The organism is Rhodoferax sp. RT4P68 (assembly GCF_056521305.1).
On the sequence record NZ_JBWMBB010000002.1, the window covers coordinates 613297 to 627115 of the forward strand.

General features: G+C 67.9%; 12 protein-coding genes. 3 read left to right on the top strand and 9 right to left on the bottom strand.

From position 1 onward, the window contains the following. The first annotated feature begins 51 nt into the window (after positions 1-51). Complete coding sequence (locus AC099J_RS06245; RefSeq protein WP_479614353.1) at positions 52-519, top strand: helix-turn-helix domain-containing protein; 468 nt, start codon at positions 52-54, stop codon at positions 517-519. Beyond that, positions 516-1088, top strand: coding sequence for a VapC50 family PIN domain-containing toxin (locus AC099J_RS06250; protein WP_479614354.1), 573 nt, complete (start codon positions 516-518; stop codon positions 1086-1088). The genes AC099J_RS06245 and AC099J_RS06250 overlap by 4 nt, the downstream gene beginning before the upstream one ends. A 29-nt stretch (positions 1089-1117) precedes the next feature. Here AC099J_RS06250 and AC099J_RS06255 read toward each other — a convergent pair whose 3' ends face one another. From AC099J_RS06255 to AC099J_RS06295, 9 genes are all read right to left on the bottom strand, one after another. After that, positions 1118-1876: a trypsin-like peptidase domain-containing protein gene (locus AC099J_RS06255; protein ID WP_479614355.1), complete on the bottom strand. Its 759-nt coding sequence runs from the start codon at positions 1874-1876 to the stop codon at positions 1118-1120. A gap of 110 nt (positions 1877-1986) precedes the next feature. Further along, positions 1987-3216 (bottom strand): aminotransferase class III-fold pyridoxal phosphate-dependent enzyme, encoded by a 1230-nt coding sequence (locus AC099J_RS06260; RefSeq protein ID WP_479614356.1) that lies wholly within the window; start codon positions 3214-3216, stop codon positions 1987-1989. Between the two features lie 86 nt (positions 3217-3302). Continuing rightward, positions 3303-4322: an ABC transporter ATP-binding protein gene (locus AC099J_RS06265; protein WP_479614357.1), complete on the bottom strand. Its 1020-nt coding sequence runs from the start codon at positions 4320-4322 to the stop codon at positions 3303-3305. Continuing rightward, positions 4319-5329 (bottom strand): ABC transporter ATP-binding protein, encoded by a 1011-nt coding sequence (locus AC099J_RS06270; protein ID WP_479614358.1) that lies wholly within the window; start codon positions 5327-5329, stop codon positions 4319-4321. The genes AC099J_RS06265 and AC099J_RS06270 overlap by 4 nt, the downstream gene beginning before the upstream one ends. Next, positions 5326-6234 carry an ABC transporter permease gene (locus tag AC099J_RS06275; protein ID WP_479614359.1) on the bottom strand — a complete coding sequence of 303 codons (909 nt, stop codon included), beginning with the start codon at positions 6232-6234 and terminating at the stop codon, positions 5326-5328. The genes AC099J_RS06270 and AC099J_RS06275 overlap by 4 nt, the downstream gene beginning before the upstream one ends. Next, complete coding sequence (locus AC099J_RS06280; protein ID WP_479614360.1) at positions 6227-7171, bottom strand: ABC transporter permease; 945 nt, start codon at positions 7169-7171, stop codon at positions 6227-6229. Before AC099J_RS06280 ends, AC099J_RS06275 begins: the two co-directional genes overlap by 8 nt. 15 nt (positions 7172-7186) lie before the next feature. Next, the gene (locus AC099J_RS06285) at positions 7187-8749 is read right to left on the bottom strand and encodes an ABC transporter substrate-binding protein (RefSeq protein WP_479614361.1); all 1563 of its coding nucleotides are present in this window, start codon (positions 8747-8749) and stop codon (positions 7187-7189) included. A gap of 88 nt (positions 8750-8837) precedes the next feature. Then, positions 8838-10571, bottom strand: coding sequence for a N,N-dimethylformamidase beta subunit family domain-containing protein (locus AC099J_RS06290; RefSeq protein ID WP_479614362.1), 1734 nt, complete (start codon positions 10569-10571; stop codon positions 8838-8840). A 94-nt stretch (positions 10572-10665) separates the two neighbouring features. Further along, entirely contained in the window at positions 10666-12990 is a 2325-nt protein-coding gene (locus AC099J_RS06295; protein WP_479614363.1) for a penicillin acylase family protein, read from the bottom strand. A gap of 40 nt (positions 12991-13030) precedes the next feature. On the opposite strand from AC099J_RS06295, the gene AC099J_RS06300 reads away from it, so the two are divergent. Next, positions 13031-13813 (top strand): GntR family transcriptional regulator, encoded by a 783-nt coding sequence (locus tag AC099J_RS06300; RefSeq protein ID WP_479614364.1) that lies wholly within the window; start codon positions 13031-13033, stop codon positions 13811-13813. Positions 13814-13819 lie beyond the last annotated feature (6 nt).

The window sequence follows — 13819 nt, forward strand, 5'->3', positions numbered from 1 at the left end:
GCGATTTTCGTTTGTTTCGAATAAAATGGCGGCATTGACGTAGAGGCCCACATGACTCAGTTCCACACATTTGAAGCTTCGCTTCCGGTCGCGGGTGAAGTTGCGGCTGCCATACAAGGGCAAAGAGCGCTGGCTGCGTTCTTGTCAACTCAGTTTGAGACGCAGCAGATTCAGATTTTCGATGAGAAGAACGAAGCCCACGCGGTGGAGTTGCCAACGTCGGCGTTACGGCTGCTGGTCGACATCCTCTCCGAATTGGCAGACGGCAATGCGGTAAAGGTGGTTCCGATCCATGCCGAGCTCACCACTCAGGAGGCGGCAGACCTGCTCAATGTGTCGAGGCCGCATCTGGTCAAACTGCTGGAGACGGGTGATCTGCCGTTTCACAAGACCGGAAAGCATCGGCGCGTCCGATTCTCTGACCTGATGGCGTACAAGACTGCGCAAGAACGGGCCAGCGCTGCAGCAATGGAGGAACTTGCCGCTCAGTCTCAGGCTCTGCAGATGGGCTATGAATGAAGAGTTCCCCGTTCACGGCTGTCTTTGACGCCTGCGTCCTTTATCCGGCGCCGCTTCGCGACTTGTTGATGTGGCTGGCACTCTCCGGGCTTTTTCGCGCGCGTTGGACGGCCCTGATTCATGACGAGTGGGTGCGCAACCTATTGAAGAATCGCCCTGACCTGGACCCCGGCCAAGTACAGCGAACGGTGGATCTCATGAACAAGGCCGTCCCGAACGCGCTGGTCACCGGCCACGAAGACTTGATCGGCGGTTTGAAGTTGCCAGATCCCGACGATCGCCATGTCCTCGCGGCTGCTATCCGGTGCACCGCAAGCGTGATCGTCACATTCAATGAGCGCGACTTTCCTGCCGAGGCCATCTCAACTTTCGGCGTCGAAGTTCAGCACCCCGATGAGTTCATCGACAACCTCTTCGATCTGGATCAAGCCGCGGTTGTGGCCGCAGCTCGGAGGCAGCGCAGCGCCCTGAGAAGCCCGCCGATCGACGTGGATCGCTACCTGGTGTTGCTGAAGCAAGGCCTGTCACGAACGGTTCGAGACCTGTCTGGCTTCAGGTCGGTCTTGTGAAGTCTGCTGCGCGGGGCGGCGCTCTGGGTTTAGCCCTTGGCCCCTGCCACCGCCATCCCTACCACCCGCGGCGCCGTCAGCGTCATCAAAATATCCGCATACCAGGCCGAATTCAGCCCCAGCGATTCATCCAGCACCAGATCGCGCCCGCCCATGTCCATGCGGGCCGAGTGCACGCCCAGCAGCCGCCAGGGGAGAGCAGCGCCCATGCTGTCGTCGCGCCGCACCACACACGCGCCACTCGTGCCACGGTGGGTGCGGGCGTCGGTCAAAAACAGGCCCTGGCCCTGAAAACGGATGCCGAACGATGAGGCGATGACGGCGTGGCGCACCACGGGCAGGTGGTGCGTGATGTCGTGAAACCCCAGCGGGAAGCCGACGATGAGCAGCTTGCTGCCGACCTCCACCACGTCGGAGGACGCCTGCAGATGCGCCGGTGTGAAACAGCGGATGACCGCACCCGGCGGCATCAGCTCGCGCGGGATTTCGATCGCCGCCACGTCGATCTCGCCGCTCGAATCGCTGCCCTGGCGCCATACGCTCTTGCCGTCCAGGTAGAGCGGCACGGTGACGTGGGTGGATTTCGTCAGGTTCACGGCGTCGGTGTGCACCTCGATGGCGATGTGGCTGGGGTAGTGGCCGCTGGGCGCGTCGATGACCACATGCCGGCTCGTCACGTAGAACAGCTGCGCGTCCCGCTCGAAGAAGAAGCCGCTGGCCCCGGTCAGCAACATGCCACCGTCGAAGGTGGTCACCGGCGCGCTTGTCAGAAGAATGGATTCGGCCATGGGGCGGATTGGGGAAGTGATGGTGGCCCAATGTAGGCGCAAACGGGCCGGAAACGGGCGCCGACGCCGCAAGGCGGTCCGACTGTGACCCGCCTCATCCGCGCGCATCGTCAGCGCTTCGTCAGCGCTTCGAAACCGGCCTCGGCCGAAGACAGCGCATGGTCGATGTCCTCGGCCTGGTGCGCGGCCGACAGGAACATGTTGTGGCGCGGGTGGAAATACGTGCCGGCGCGCAGCGCGGCGGCGCAGAAGGTGCGGCCCTTGGCGCCGTCGGCATCGTCGTCGAACATCACGGTGGGCATCTGCACCGGCCCGGTCTGGCGCAGGCCCATGCCGGCCTGGCGCGCCAGCTTGTCCAGCCCGTCGCGCAGGCGCTGGCCCATGGCCACTAGGTGCGCCACCACATCGCCTTCGCGCATGGCGCGTTGCGTGGCCAAGGCCGCCGCCATCGGCGGGGCCTCGCACCAGAACGAGCCCGTCACATACAGCTTGGAGGCCGCTTCGCGAAAACGGTCGTTGCCGGTCACCGCCGCCAGCGGGTAGCCGTTGGCGATCGCCTTGCTGAAGGCGCTGAGGTCGGGCCGCACGCCCAGCAGTTCCCAGCTGCCGCCGGCATGCAGCCGAAAGCCCGCGCGCACGTCGTCCACGATCAGCGCGGCGTCAGCGGCCGTGGCGGCCGCGCGCAGGGCCTGGGCGAAGGCCAGCGTCGGCAACTCCTGGTCGCGCCCCATGTCGTGCCGAAAGGCCGTGACCACGATGGCTGCCAGGTCGTTGCCGGCCTGCTGCACGGCGGCCTGCACGCTGGCCACATCGTTGTAGTCGTAGGTGATGATGTGGGTGCGGTCTTCCGCCGTCACGCCGACGAGCGAGGGCGAGCACCAGGGCACGGCCCCGTGGTAGGAGCCGCGCGCCACCAGCACCTTGCGCCGGCCGGTGCCGGCGCGCGCGGTGGTCACGCAGGTGGTGGTGGCGTCGCTGCCGTTCTTCTGGAACAGCGCCCAGTCGGCATGCGGGATCTGCTCGACCAGGGTTTCGGCCAACTCCACCAGCACCGGCGCCGGGCCGTTCATGCAGGCACCCTCAGCCGCCTGACGCTGGTAGGCCGCGTCGACGCCCGCATGGTGGTGGCCCAGCAGGATCGGGCCCCAGCTGCACATCAAATCCACATACTCACGGCCGTCCACGTCCCACAGCCGGCAGCCCTCGGAGCGGGCGAAGAACTGCGGATAGCCCGGCGGCAGCGGGGCGGCGTTCAGGTGCCCCCACATGCCACCAGGGATGACCTGGCGCGCGCGCGCGCGCAGCGCCGTGTCGATGGGTCCGTCAGCCTGTGCCGTCATGGCGGGCTCTTTGGCAGTGTGTGTTGACATATATGATATATCTCAAAAATGCACGAATGTGGGCGTGAAATCGCGTTGCGCTGCGGTCAGCCCGGTGGGGCGGTCGCGACTGCGGGATAGAGGTGGCAGGCCACCTGGTGGACGGGCGAGAGCGGCTGCAGCGCCGGCGATTCGCTGCGGCAGCGGTCGAACGCGTGGGGGCAGCGTGTGTGGAACATGCAGCCCGAGGGCGGGCTCAGCAGGCTGGGCAGCTCGCCACGCACGCTGGCGGCCACGCGGTGACGCGGGTCGGGGCGCGGCACGGCGTCCAGCAGCGTCTGCGTGTACGGGTGCTTGGGCGCCGCGTACAGCGCGTCGCGCGGTGCGATCTCGACGATGGCGCCCGCATACATCACGGCTACGCGGTGCGAGATGTTGCGCACCACGGCCAGGTCGTGCGCGATGAACAAATAGCTCAGGCCGAAGGCCTCCTGCAGGTCCTGCAGCAGGTTCACCACCTGCGCCTGCAGCGACACGTCCAGTGCCGACACCGGCTCGTCGCAGACGATGAACTCGGGCTTGAGCGCCAACGCGCGTGCGATGCCGATGCGTTGGCGCTGCCCGCCCGAGAACTCGTGCGGAAAGCGCTCGCCGCAGGTGCGGGGCAGGCCCACGGTGTCCAGCAACTCCGCGATGCGCTTGCGCCGGTCGTGCCGGCTGGTGCCGCCGGCCACGTCGATCGGCTCGGCGATGGCGTCGCCCACCCGCATGCGCGGGTTCAGCGAGCCGTGCGGGTCCTGGAAGACGAACTGCACGCGCTGGCGCAGGCGCTGCACCGTGCGCGCCGGGCGTCGGCCGGTCAGCTCCTCGCCGAACAGGTGCACGCTGCCCGACGTCTCGGGGATCAGCCCCACCAGCAGACGGCCGGTGGTCGATTTGCCCGAGCCCGATTCGCCCACCAGGCCCAGCGTTTCACCGCGGCCGATGTCGAAGCTGACATCGCGCACGGCACGCAGTGGCCGCGCCGGCACGCCGGCCCGGCGCTTGAGCGTGAAGGTCTTGGCCAGGTCGCGCACCGAGACGATGGCGTCCGGCGCGGTGACCAGGGGCGTAGCGTCTTGCGTCATGGTGCGGTGGCAGTGAGTGCGGTGGCGGCGGCGACGCGGGGCGGGCAGCGGCTCCAGCGCGCAGGGCCGGCGGCCAGCAGTTCGGGTGGGTTCTGGCGGCAGGCCGGCAGGGCTTCGGGGCAACGCGGGCTGAAGCGGCAGCCGGCGATCTGCACCGACGGGTCGGGGATGCTGCCGGGGATTGAACTCAGCCGGCCGGGCGCGCCTTCCAGCCGCGGAATGGCGGCCAGCAGGCCGTCGGTGTAGGGGTGCATGGGCCGGTCGAACAGCGGCACGACGGGCGACGATTCGATCACCTGGCCGGCATACATCACGACCACCCGGTCGGCGAATTGCGCAATGACGCCCAGGTCATGCGTGATCAGCGCCACCGACATGTCGAGCTCGGCCTGCAGCTCCTTGAGCAGCTGCAGGATCTGCGACTGGATCGTCACGTCCAGCGCCGTGGTGGGCTCGTCGGCGATCAGCAGCTTGGGCTGGCAGGCAATCGCAATCGCGATCACCACGCGCTGGCGCATGCCGCCCGACAGTCGGTGCGGGTATTCGTCGACCCGGCGCGCAGCATCGGGAATGCGCACCAGATCCAGCAGCTCGATGGCGCGCTTGCGGGCGGCGGCGGCGTTCAGGCCCTGGTGCAAGCGCAGCGGCTCCATGATCTGGTCGGCGATCGTCAGCACCGGGTTCAGTGACGACATCGGGTCCTGGAAGATCATGGCGATCTCGGCCCCGCGGATGCGCCGCAGCTCGCCCTCGGGCAGCGTCAGCAGGTCGCGCCCGCCGAACAGGATGCGCCCGGTCGGCATGCGGCTGGTGGCGCGTGCATGCAACCGCAGGATCGACAGCGCCGTGACGCTCTTGCCGCTGCCCGATTCGCCGACGATGCCCAGGCACTCGCGCCGGCCGATGTCGAAGCTCACGTTGCGCACGGCGGTCAGCCAGCCGCTGTCGCCGCGGAACTCGACCGTCAGGTCCTGCACCGACAGCACGGGTGTTTCTGATGTCGTCATGTCTCCACCTTCAAACGTGGATCCAGCACATCGCGCAACCCGTCGCCCAGCAGGTTCATGCCGAGCGCCGCCAGGCTGATCGCCAGGCCCGGGAACAGCATGATCCACCAGGCTTCGACCGAGTAGTCGCGCCCCTCGGCAATGATGTTGCCCCAGCTGGGCGCGGGCGGCGGCGGGCCGATGCCCAGGAAGCTCAGCGCCGCTTCGGCCAGGATGGCGTAGGCGAACACGAAGGTCAGCTGCACCACCAGCGGCCCCATGCAGTTGGGCAGGATGTGCTTGAACAGCATGCGAAAGTGGCCGGCGCCGGACAGGCGGGCCGCCTCCACATATTCCATCTCGCGGATCACCAGGGTGGAGGCACGGGTGATGCGTGCGGTGCGCGGCACATAGGCCACGCTCAGCGCCACGATCACGCTGGTGGTCTGCGGCCCCAGCGCGGCGCTGATGCCGATGGCCAGCAGGATGGCGGGGAAGGCCAGCAGCGCATCCATGCAGCGCATCAACAGCGAATCGAGCTTGCGAAAGTAGCCCGCGCAGATGCCGATCAGCGTGCCCACGAAGCCGGAGAGCAGCGCCACCGACAGCCCGATGAACAGCGACAGACGCGCGCCGTGCAGCACGCGCGTCAGCACGTCGCGGCCGAACTGGTCGGCGCCGAACCACAGCCCCGCCATGGGCGCCTTGAAGCGGTTGCGCATGCGCATGGCGGTCGGGTCCATCCCCGTGAGCCAGGGGCCGACGATGGCGGCCAGCACCAGCAGGCTGACGATGACCAGGCCGATCACGAAGGAGCGGTGCTTGAACAGCTTGCGCGCCAGCGGGAAGCGGCGCTGCGGTGCCAGCTGCTGCTCGGCCTCGGCGCGCAGCGGCAGGGCGCTTGCGAGTGCGGCGGCGTCAGTCATAGCGCACCCTCGGGTCGACCAGCGTGTAGGCCAGGTCGACCAGCACGTTGACGATCACGAACGCAAAGCCCAGCAACAGCATCGTGCCCTGGATCAGCGGGTAGTCGCGGGCCATGATGCCCTGCACCACCAGCCGCCCGATGCCCGGCAGCGCGAACACCTGCTCGATGACGACGGAGCCGCCGATCAACAACGACAGGATGATGCCGCTGACCGTGACCACCGACATCAGCGAATTGCGAAACGCGTGCTTGCTGACGGTGGTCCATTCGTTCATGCCCTTGGCGCGCGCCGTGCGGATGTAGTCCTGATCCAGTACATCGAGCATGCTGGAGCGCGTCATGCGCGCCAGATAGCCGATCTGAAACAGGGCCAGGATGACGGCCGGCTGCAGGATCGAGCGCAGCCAGGGCACGAACCCTTCGGACAGCGGCGTGTAGCCAGACGACGGCAGCCAGCGCAGCTCGACCGAAAAGACGATGACCGCGATGATCGCGATCCAGAAACTGGGGATGGACACGCCGATCAGCGCCACGCCCATCACCACGGAATCGACCCAGGTGTTGCGGTAGTACGCGGCAGTGACGCCCAGCGCCACGCCGACCGGGATGGTGATGATGAACGCCAGCAGTGCCAGCGAGAGCGTGACGGGCAGGCGGTCGAGCACGGCCGAGAACACGCCCTGGTTCAGCATCAGCGACTGCCCGAAATCGCCACGCACCAGGTTGCCCAGCCAGCTCACCAGCTGTTCCCAGACCGGGCGGTTCAGGCCCAGCTGCTGGCGCAGGCGGTCGATGGCCTCGGGCGTGGCGTCCGGCCCGGCGATGACCACCGCCGGATCGCCTGGCAGCATGTGCATCAGCACGAAGGCCAGCACCGCCACCAGCAAGAGGACAGGGACCGCCTGCAGCAGACGGATGGCAACGCTGCGCAGCACGTTCGGGCTTCCCTCTTACTTCAGGCTCACGTTCCAGAAGCGCGGCAGATAGAAGGTGCCGAAGTTCTCCACGCGCTTCTTGTTGATCGCGTTGATGGTGCCCACGTCGACGATCTTGATCATGTAGGCCTGCTCGAGCACCTGCTTCTCGATGGTGTCCCAGGCCGCCCGGCGGCTGGCGTCGTCCAGCGAGGTGTAGAACTTGTCGTACGCGGTGTCCATCACCGTGTCGTTCTTGACCTGCGGGAAGGTGTAGAACATGGTGCGCCACTGCTGCGGGCCCAGCAGCGGGTTGGAGCAGAAGCTGGTGGTCGACACATTCCAGGTGCCGGTGCCGCGCTGCATGTTGCTGGCGTTGGTCGTCCAGTCCACCACGTCCACCTTCACGTTCATGCCGGCGCTCTTCATGAGCTCGGACAACACCAGGATCGAGGTGCGGAAGTTCGGGTAGTTCGAGGTGGTCTGCAGCGTGATGGTCTCGCCCTTGTAGCCAGCCTCGGCCAGCAGCTTCTTGGCCTTCTCGGGGCTCTTCTGGTCGTAGTAGGCCTTCATCTTGTCGCCCTGGTAGTACGGGCTCTTGGGGTAGACCAGCGAATGGTTCACCTTGCTGACCGCGCCGGTCGCGGTGGCGATCTCTTCGACATCGACCACGGCGTTGATGGCCTGGCGGATCTTGGGGTTGGCCGTCAGCCCCTGCGAACTGTTGACGATGAAGACCTGCATGCAGTACGGGAACACCGTCTGCGTTTCGATGTCCGGGTCGCTGGCGAAGCGCTTGGCCAACTCGGGCGGGATGCTGGCCACCACGTCCACATCTCCCGACTGCAGCGCGGCGATGCGGGCATTGGCCTCGGGGATGAAGCGGTAGCGCACCGAATCGAGGTAGGCGATGCGGCGGCCGGCGTAGCCGTCCAGGCCCTTGAAGCTTTCGTTGACCGTGTAGTCGTTGAAGCGCTCCAGGATCAGGTGGCTGTCCTTGGCCCATTCGCCCAGCTTGAACGGGCCGGTGCCGATGACATCGGCGCCGCGCGCAGGCTTGTCTTTCTGCGAGGCGGGCAGGATGACGAAGGGGTAGACCGGGCTCTTCAGAATGTCGACGAACACCGAATTCGTCTTGTTCAGCTTGACGATGAAGGTCTCCGCATCCGGCGCCTCGACGCTGGCCACGTCGTTGAAGATCACCGCGTTGGGGCTGATCTTGCGGTAGCGCTCGAACGAGGCCAGCACGTCGGCCGAGGTCAGCACGCTGCCGTCGTGGAACTTCACACCCTTGCGGATCTTGAAGGTGAAGGTCTTGGCTTCGTCCGCGATGGTGTAGGAGGACGCGATCATCGGCCGCGTCTCGTAGTTCTCGCCGACGGTGATCAGCGAGTCGTACAGGTGGTGGATGACTTCGAGCTCCACCGCGCTGCTGGACACATACGGGTCCAGCGTGCCGGGGCCCGAGACATAGGCGTAGCGCAGCTGGCCGCCCTTTTTCTGCTGGGCCTGGGCCGGTGCGACTGCCACCGCGCTGAAGACTGCGGCGATGGCCGCTGCGCTGACCAACTTTTTGAAAGTACTACCGGTCTCGAACATGGCTGCTCCTTTGCTGATGGCATGGGATCGCCGCACGGCGGCGAGGTGGCATATATATGATATATCGCAGATGCAGGCTGGAAATGGCCTACGTTTCGCGGGTGAATCGCTGCAGCACGTTGCGCGTGATCTGCTGGGTGAAGAAGTCGTCGCGCTTGAGGCCCATGATCCATTCGCAGGTGCCGGCGGTCAGCACCTCGCCCTTGCCGCGCGGCATGTGGACCATCATCCCGGAGCCGTAGCGCGCCTTGGCCAGCGACTCGGGCGACTGGTCGCCATACAGCGAGACGCAGGCGCCGCGCATGTCGCTCTCGCCCAGGTAGTAGCGGTAGCCTTCCTCGGCGAACATGGTCTCGACCTTGAGCGCCGGCGACATCGCGAGGATCGACACGCTGGCCGGCGCACCGTCTTCGCCGGTGGGGTAGGGCAGGCCGTAGCGGAAGGTGTAGTCCAGCCCGTCGACCTCGTACGAGAAGATGTTGGCCGCGTTGCCGAACACATCGCCATAGCCCAGCTGCGTGCCGTCGAACACCCAGTGCTCTTCGCGGTACACCGTGAAGCCCTTGGAGCCGCGCGGCGCAAAGCCACCCCACGACGCGTAGATGCCTTGCAGGCCGTTCACGCCCACCGTGGTGGCGCCGGGCCAGTTGACGGCTTTGCTCTCCCACGCGCCGGTGAGCAGGTGGGCCTGGTCGGTGCCGCGCACCGGGTCTTCGGCGCCGGCGCGCGACTTGTAGCAGACCTGGCGGCGGCCGTCGTCTTCCAGCCGCACCTGCCACATGAAGTTGCCGCCGAAGCGCGCCAGCTTGCCGCCCTCGTCGACGAAGCGGTCGATGCGCGTGCGCATGTCGTGCGACCAGTACTCGTCGTGGCCGACGATGACGACCGCCTTGTAGCGGTCCAGGATCTCCGGGTGGTAGTGCAGATCGGTCTGCGTGATCATGTCGAAGGCGATGCCCTCGCGCTCGGCCCAGCACACGAAATGGCGGTCGTACTGCGCCCAGCCGGAGGCCGCGAAGAAGTAGCCGAAGCCGTGGCTCCAGGCCCAGTCCTTGGGGTGGTAGCGCGGCATGGTCAGCGGGTCGGGCACGGGCTCGGCGCAGATGCGCGGCGCGCCTTCGGGCAGCCAGACCATGCCGCGCGTCCAGGGGCGCAGCAGGCTCAGCACCGGCGTGGCGGAGTTGCCGTCTGCACCCGCAATGCCGATGTAGCTGCTGGCGCCGCCCCAGTCGTTGTAGGCCATCCAGGTGGAGGTCGGCAGGATCATCAGCAGCTTGGCGGTCTGCGTCGTGGCGGTCGGCCGCACGACGAAGAAATGGTGCTGCACATAGCGCCCGCCGTCGGGGCGGATGCAGGTGGACAACACCTTGTAGAAGCCCGAGCGCGCATCGGCCGGGATCGTCCAGCGCAGGGCTTCGGGCCAGTTGCAGCCAGCCGCGTAGGCGTCTGTTGGCACGGCGTGGTGCGCGCCGGGCAGCTCGCCGCTCTGGAACACGGTCTCGGGCTTGAGGCCGTCCAGCACGATCTCCAGCGTCCACTGCGCGGCTTGTGTGCTGCTGTGGAAGGCCACCGTGTCGCCCGGGTCGTAGGAGATCGCGTCGGTGTAGGTGTGCACCTCGGGCCAGGCCGGGTCGTTGCGCGGTGCGTCGTACCAGCGGCGGTCGGGCCAGCCGCTGTCGGCGTGCATGGGGCCGATGCTTGGCGGGCCGACGTTGATGGCGCGCACACTGCGCAGGTCGCCTGCGGTGCGCTGGCCGAAGGAGTTGACCTTGGCCGGCTGGGCGCCGGATGGCACGGGCGGGGTGGGCTGGGTGTCGCTCAAGCTGGGACTCCTGGCAGGGTGAATGTCAGTTATATGATATATCGCGTTTCGTGCGAGCGTCCAGCGTTTTCATACGCCGCTTTCATGCGCGGTTTCAGGCGCCGCTGCCATGCGCCGACTGGGGTTGCAGCAGGGTCGTGCTGCCCTGCGCCGCAATCGCATTCCAGTCGTACAGCATGGGCACCAGCTGGCCTTGCGCCCACGTGGCGTGCTGGTCGGCGTAGTGCGGGCTGGCGGGGTCGCCCGAGACGCCTGCGAACACGACCCAGCGCGAGTTCTCCCAAGCGCCCACATCGAACACATAGCGCGCGACGGCGCCGTACACGGCCTGCAGGCCAGCGCTGGACAGGCAGCCGTTGGCCAGCACCGTGTCGTTGTCGCCGCCCAGGCCCGCGCCCACCGGGTTCAGCTGCGCGGCAGCCTGCGGAAACTGCGCCGCCAGTGGGTGCACGAGCGCTGCGCGGTGGTGCGCTGCCCACGGGCGGCCGTCGATGCGCGGCGCTGCGCGTTCGAGTGCGAGCGCGAAGGCCTGGTCCCAGTCGAGCCCGCCGAGCAGTGCAGTGTCGTTGGCGCGCACAAGCTGCGGCAACGCCCACCAGAGCTGGTTGAGCGGCACGACGCCGGGTGGCAGCTGCGTCAGCGGGTCCGTGCGCGTGGCGGCCAGGCCCGAGCGCTCCAGCAGCACGGCGGCCAGTTCCCAACGCCACACGGCATAGGCCGCGGCGGCGGGCGAGGCCGCGTCCATGCGGGCGTCCCAGCCGGCGATCAGGGCCTGCAGCCGGCCGGCCTCGCCGCTCTGCGGCGCCAGCGTGCGCAGGCGCTGCTGGAACACCGGGGCCGTGAGGCTTTCGACATCGCTGTGGATGTGCGCCATGTCCTCCACGGTGGCGGCCGGCAGCGCGGCCAGGCGTGATTCGACGCGGCGCGCGCGGTAGGGCGGGTGGCAATCGGTGCAGAAGTACAGCGGGTCGCCGGGCTGTTCCGCCACGAACCGGTTGTTGGCGGTGGCGAGGTAGCCGCGCGGCGGGTCGAAGCTGCGCGGCATGTCCTCCCAGGCGATCTCGCCGGCCCAGTCGTAGTCACCCGTCCAGCCCGGCACCGGCAGCCAGCCATTCAGGCGCGGGCGGTGCGGCACGACGGCGCGCACCAGGTGGCCGATGCGGCCCTGTGTGTCGGCGGCAACGAGGTTGTGGTCGATCAGGCCCCAGCCGCGCGTCGCGGCGAACAGTGCATCCACGGTCCGGGCCATCAGCATGCGCGGCAGGCAGTCGAAGGAGAGGTCGGTCTCAGCAAATTGCACCGAGCGCAGCACGATCGCGCTGCCTGCGGCCGGCGCGCCGACGACCACCGGGCCGTGCCGCGTCTCCACGATGTCGATGGTCACGGGGGCTGCGCCGCGCACCTGCAGGGTCTCGTGGCGCACGTGGGCGTCCTGCCAGCCATCGGGTGTGCGGTAGCGCGTGCCACCGTCGTCGAACTGCTCGACGAACAGGTCGTGGATGTCCGCGAATGCATGGGTCACGCACCAGGCCACGTGCCCGTTGTGCGCGAAATGCGGGAAGCCCGGCACGCCGGGGACGGACAGGCCGATGACATCGAACTGGTCGCTGGCCAGGTGGTTCTGGATGTACATGCCCGGCATCTCGAACTGCCGGTGCGGGTCGCCCGCCAGCAGCGGCCGGCCGGTGGCCGTGCGCGTGGGCCCGACCACCCAGTTGTTGCTGCCGCCGCCGGTCGCGTCCGGCGCGCCCAGGCCGGCCAGGGCTTCGATGGCGGGCGCCAGGTCCTGCAGCGTGGCGATCCAGCGCTCGGCCTCGACGCCGGGCGGGATGCACAACAGGTCGCCGCCGCCGTCGTCGTAGCGCAGCTTGGCGATCTGCTCCGGGCCGATCGCGTTCAGCGCTGCGGCGCGCCAGAGCTTGAACCAGACCGAGCCCATCAGAAAGCCGCGCCAGCGCATGACCGCGATGCAGTGCCAGGGCTCCCAAGCCTCGGGCGCGGTGCCGAGCAACGCGTATTCCATCGGCAGCGGCCGGCCTTCGGCCAGGAAGGCGTTCACGCCGTCGGTGTAGGCCTGCAGCATCTGCCGCGCTGCATCGCCAAGGGCTGCGTGGTCGCGCTGCGAGGCCGCGCTGCCGCCCAGGCGCCGTGCGAGCGTGTCGCCGGCCACGGCCGAGGGGCCTGCCCACTCGGCCCAGCGGCCCGCCATGCGCAGGCGGCAGGCATCCATCTGCCACAGACGGTCTTGCGCATGCACATAGCCCTGGGCGAAAAACGCGTCATGGTCGCTGCGCGCGCGCAGGTGCGGGATGCCCCAGGCATCGCGGTGCACGGTCACCACATGCTGCAGGCCGGCCACGGTCAAATCGGCTTGGCTCGCAGGCGATGCAGAGTCTGAAAACGCTTTGGCTTGATGCATGATATATCTCCCATTTGGACAACAACAACGGACCGCCGCCATGGCAACTTCTCCCGGCCTGTCGTCACCGCAGGTTCGCTCGATCGGGCGCGAGAGCCTGACGACCAAGGTCTACGACGAACTGCGTGCAGGTCTCATGGAGGGCCGCTACTGGCCCGGCTACCGCTTCAAGATCCGCGACCTGGCGGCCGCGATGAACGTCTCGGAAACGCCGTGCCGCGAGGCGCTGATGCAGCTCGTGCGCGAACGTGTGCTGGACATGGACGCAGGCCGCTCGATCTCGGCCGCGCCCTTGAGCCTGGCCCAGTACCTGGAGCTGCGCGGCATCCGCCTGCAGCTCGAGGGCATGGCCGCCGAGGCCGCGGCCAAGCACATCACGCCGGCCCAGCTGCGCCGGCTCGAAGAGCTGCACAAGGCGCTGATGAAAGCCACGGCGCAGGCCGACTGGCCGGCTGCGGTGCGGGTCAACTGGCAGTTCCACCACGGGGTCTACTCGGCCGCGCGCATGCCCGAACTGCTGGCGCTGATCGAAGGCATCTGGCTGCGCAACGGCCCCATGCTGAACCTGCAGTACCCCGATGCCGCGCCGAGCTACGACGGCGAGCACCAGCACCTGGCCGTGATCGAAGGGCTGCGCCAACGCGACCCGGCCAAGGTGCGCCAGGCGATCCAGGACGACACCATCGAAGGCGGCCGCAGCTTCGTCGCGCTGCTCGAGCGCATCGACCGCGGCGAGGTGCCGTACCCTGAGCACGGGGTCGAGCCCGCCGCGCCCACCCCGGCGGCGGCGGCGCGCAAGCGCAGCGCGGCGCCACGCCGCTGACACTGG